The sequence below is a fragment of the Methylobacterium sp. Leaf118 genome, assembly GCF_920984675.1.
GTDB lineage: Bacteria > Pseudomonadota > Alphaproteobacteria > Rhizobiales > Beijerinckiaceae > Methylobacterium.
The window spans coordinates 1-3,923 of the sequence record NZ_CAKLBV010000118.1 but is presented as its reverse complement, the minus strand read 5'-3'; the positions used below and the strand labels follow the sequence as shown (position 1 = coordinate 3,923).

Annotated in this window: 4 protein-coding genes and 1 pseudogene; 4 read left to right on the top strand and 1 reads right to left on the bottom strand. The window is 72.8% G+C overall.

The window, feature by feature from the left end; genetic code table 11:
* Positions 1 to 170, bottom strand: a pseudogene (locus LW587_RS23660) (polysaccharide biosynthesis/export family protein); the annotation flags it as partial.
* Between the two features lie 237 nt (positions 171 to 407).
* Here LW587_RS23660 and LW587_RS23655 point away from each other — a divergent pair.
* From LW587_RS23655 to LW587_RS23640, 4 genes are all read left to right on the top strand, one after another.
* Positions 408 to 1,784 carry an alpha/beta hydrolase gene (locus LW587_RS23655; protein WP_232632020.1) on the top strand — a complete coding sequence of 459 codons (1,377 nt, stop codon included), beginning with the start codon at positions 408 to 410 and terminating at the stop codon, positions 1,782 to 1,784.
* Entirely contained in the window at positions 1,777 to 2,310 is a 534-nt protein-coding gene (locus tag LW587_RS23650; protein ID WP_232632019.1) for a gluconokinase, read from the top strand. Before LW587_RS23655 ends, LW587_RS23650 begins: the two co-directional genes overlap by 8 nt.
* An 8-nt stretch (positions 2,311 to 2,318) precedes the next feature.
* Positions 2,319 to 3,134 (top strand): Cof-type HAD-IIB family hydrolase, encoded by an 816-nt coding sequence (locus tag LW587_RS23645; RefSeq protein ID WP_232632018.1) that lies wholly within the window; start codon positions 2,319 to 2,321, stop codon positions 3,132 to 3,134.
* Between the two features lie 155 nt (positions 3,135 to 3,289).
* The coding region (locus LW587_RS23640; protein WP_232632017.1) for a transglycosylase SLT domain-containing protein at positions 3,290 to 3,923 on the top strand (634 nt) is incomplete at its 3' end.

Genomic DNA, 3,923 nt, shown 5'->3' with positions numbered 1-3,923 from the left:
TCGACCACGGCCGGATCGATGTCGATGATCTCGTAGCGGGCAAACACCCCCTCGACGGTGGCGATGTCCGCCCCCCCATCGATCTGCCGAGCCGTCGGGCCCGCCGAAGGAAGCACCGAGCACCCCGACACCGCCAGTGCGGTGACGAGGAGAGTTGCAGTGGAGCGCATTCAGGTTCGCCTGACGGTTTCTCTCACCGGCTGGGTAACCCGAAAACGGTCAAGCTGTCCGTGGCGAGCCCGCCACACCGGCCTGCCGACCGGCCGGGACCCGCCCCTGTCCCCGCAAGCCACACTTGTCCACGCCCGATCCGCGTCGGAACCGGGGCGCCACGATTTGCCGGCCCCGGCGGGTTTGGGCTAACCCCTGGCGGGCCGGCCTGTCCGCCGGCCGAACCGCAGGCAGGGATGTCGAGGCCCCTCAGCTACACACCGCCCGGCCTGCCGGACCTGCGACCGGGCCAAGCGCGACCCGGCTCGGTCACACGGCGGCACGTGTTCTACGTGCCGGGCTACGATCCGGAGGCCCGCAGCCGCTACCGGTTGCTGTTCGTGCGCGAGCTGACCCGCTACGCCAAGGTGTTCGGGCAGTCCAAGCGCGTGATCGGCCGGGCGGAGATGCGGACGCTCGCGACCGCTCCGGCCCTGCCGGACGCCGCCGAACCGACCGCCGACCGCGAGGCGCTGGTGCAGGATTGGCAGGTCGCGGCCCATCCCGAAACGGAGGGCGCCGAGACGCGCTACGAAGTGCTCCTGTGGGACGACATCGTCGGGCGGGACTTCGCCCGATCGAAATTCGCCAGCGCCGCCCTCCTGCTCGTCGGGACGGCCCATGCGGTCGCGGTGGGCAAGCTCGTGACGTTCTACCGGCTGCACTGGAAATACGGGAACGTCATTCTCTACCCCTTCGTGATGCTGCTCCTGCTGGCGGCGGCGGCGGCCCTCGTGGCCTGGGGGGTCCAGGCCGCCCTGGCCGGAGGCGTCTTCGGCCTGACCCTGCCGATGCCGGCCCGGATCGGCGCCGGGCTGATCGCGGCGCTCGCCGTGGTGAAGGCGGTCGAGGCGGGCCTCAACCGGATCTTCTTCTGGCAGCTCCTGAACGATTGGGTGTTCAACTGGCAGCATGGCCAGGGCTGGCGCCGCGACTACGAGCGCCGCCTCGACGCCTTCGCCGACCACGTCCTCGCGCGCCTTCACGCCATGGAGCAGGGGCAGCCGGACGCGCCGCCCCCGGACGAGATCCTGATCGTCGGCCATTCCTCAGGCGCGCTGACCGCGGTCGAGATCGCCGCGCGGGTGATCGCCCGCAACGCACGCATCGGCCTCGGCCCCGAGGGCCCGAATCTCGGCCTCGTCACCCTCGGCTCGGGCCTGCCGCTGGTGGCCCTGCAGCCGCGGGCGCGGCGCCTGCGCGCGGAGATCGCGAGCCTCGTCACCTGCCGGCGGATCGTCTGGGTCGATTACGGGGCGCCGCAGGACTGGATGAACTTTCCGGGCTTCAACCCGATCCGCGAGCTCGACCTGCCCCTGCCGCCGGGGGCGGTCGTGACCAACCCGACCATCCGCTCCGCCCGGTTTCGCGACATCATCTCCCCCGAGACCTACACCCGGGTCCGGTTCCGGCCGTTCCGGATGCACTTCCAGTTCCTGATGGCGAACGACCGGCCGGGAGATTACGACTTCTTCGACATGACCCTCGGACCCCGTCGCCTGCTCGACCGCATCCTGGACGCGCAGGAGGCGCCCGGCTCCGCCGCCCCGGCCCGGGCGGCTCAGGATGCCTGAGACGGCCCCGCCCGTGATCGTGGTGACGGGCGTGTCGGGCTCGGGCAAGAGCACGGTGGCGGCCTTGCTCGCCGCGCAGCTCGGCCTTCCCTTCGTCGACGGTGACGCTTTCCATACGCCCGACAACGTCGCCCGGATGCGCGGCGGCCAGCCCCTCGACGATCGCGCCCGCGCGCCGTGGCTCGCCCGGATCCGCGACTGGATCGACGCGCGGCTGACGGCCGGGGCGGGGGGCGTCGTCGCCTGCTCGGCCCTCAAGCGCCGTTACCGGGAGGCGCTGACCGGCGGGCGGGCAGCGGTGCGCATCGTCCATCTCGAGGGCGACCGTGCGCTGATCCGGGACCGGATCGCCGGGCGCCAGGGCCATTTCATGCCGGCCGCGCTCCTCGACAGCCAGTTCGCCGCCCTGGAGCCCCCGGGCCCGGACGAGGACCCGATCATCGTCGGCATCGCGGAGGGGCCCGATGCCATCGTGGCGGCGGTCGCGACCCGGCTCGGGCGCCCCTCCGACGCCTCGGGCGGATAGGACCTGCGATGGACCGCGTCCCCGGCCTCGCCCTCGTCGTCTCGGATGTCGACGGCACCCTCGTGACCACCGACAAGCGCCTCACCCCCGCCGCGGTCGAGGCGGTGCGGCGGCTCGGCGCGGCGGGGATCGGCTTCACCGTGGCTTCGAGCCGGCCGCCGGTCGGCCTCCGCCCCCTCGTTGCGGCGCTCGACCTGCGGCTGCCCCTCGGTGCCTTCAACGGCAGCACGGTCTGCGGGCCCGATCTCGTGACGCTGTCCGAGACCCTGATCCCGGAGGCGGCAGCCCGGGCGGCGGCGGCGGAGCTTGGCGCGGCCGGCGTCGACCTATGGGTCTTCTCGGACGGGGCGTGGTTCCTGCGCGATCCCTCGGCGCCCTACGTGGATCTGGAGGCGCGCACCCTTCAGGCCGAGCCGATTGTGGTGGCGGATCTGACGGCGCCCCTGGCGCGGGCCGCCAAGATCGTGGGCGTGAGCCGCGACCACGACCGCCTCGCCGCCGTCGAAGCCTCGCTCGCCGCCGCGCTCGGCCCCCGGGCCGCGGTGCACCGCTCGCAGGCCTATTACCTCGACGTGACGCCGCCGGGCATCGACAAGGGCCGCTTCGTCGCCGATCTCGGCCGGCGCCTCGGCATCGCGCGGGGGCGCATCGCCACCTTGGGCGACGCGGGCAACGACGTGGCGATGTTTCGCGAGAGCGGCCTCGCCATCGCCATGGGCAATGCCGATCCGGCGGTGCGGGCCGCCGCCGGCGCGGTGACCGACGACAACGATTCGGACGGCTTCGCCCGCGCGATCGAGCGGTTCGTCCTCGGGCCGGCCTGAGCCCGGACGGGGACGAAATCTGTGCCATTCCGGCGACAGGGACGGAGCGAGGCGGGGACAGGCGGGCCCGGGCGACGGAAATTCACGTTCCCGCCTCATTTCGACCCGACCCCTCGGGGCACAACCTGAGCCGTAAGAATAACGACGGGTCTCCCATGCGCCTCATCCTCGCCGCCCTGCTCGCCGCCGCCGTCCCGGCGCCGGTCTTCGCCCAGGCGGCTCAGGGGACCAGCGCAGGGCAGGTCGGCATCGCCGGACGGGACAACATCGACGCGCTGATCGCGGCCCATGCCCGGGCCAACAAGGTGCCCGCCGAGTTCGTGCACCGCGTGGTGAAGCGGGAAAGCAACTACAACGCCCGCGCCAAGGGGGGCTCGGCCCTGGGCCTGATGCAGATCAAGCACGCCACCGCCCGGGGCCTCGGCTATAGCGGCGATTCGTCCGGCCTCTACGACCCCGACACCAACCTGAAATACGGCATCGCCTATCTCGCGGGGGCCTACCGCGCCGCCAAGGGCGATCTGGACCAAGCCTACCGCTACTACAATCGCGGCTATTACTACGTCGCCAAGCGCCTCGGGATCGACGCGGACGTGCCGGAGGCGCCGACCACGACCGTGGCCTCGGCCAAATCCGCCAACGGCTTCGACGGCCTGTTCGCCCTGCGCGGCAGCGCCACCAGCGCGGCGCCCGCTGCCGGCACCCCGGCCCTGGCCTATGCGGCACCTGGCCCCGCCCCGGCGGAGACCGTCGAGGTGCCGCTGCCTCCGCGCCGGCCCGCCGCCCTTG

Excerpts from the sequence above, each read along its gene's own strand:
- LW587_RS23655 (WP_232632020.1), top strand. The coding sequence starts at position 408 with ATGTCGAGGCCCCTCAGCTACACACCGCCCGGCCTGCCGGACCTGCGA.
- LW587_RS23650 (WP_232632019.1), top strand. The coding sequence starts at position 1,777 with ATGCCTGAGACGGCCCCGCCCGTGATCGTGGTGACGGGCGTGTCGGGC.
- LW587_RS23645 (WP_232632018.1), top strand. The coding sequence starts at position 2,319 with ATGGACCGCGTCCCCGGCCTCGCCCTCGTCGTCTCGGATGTCGACGGC.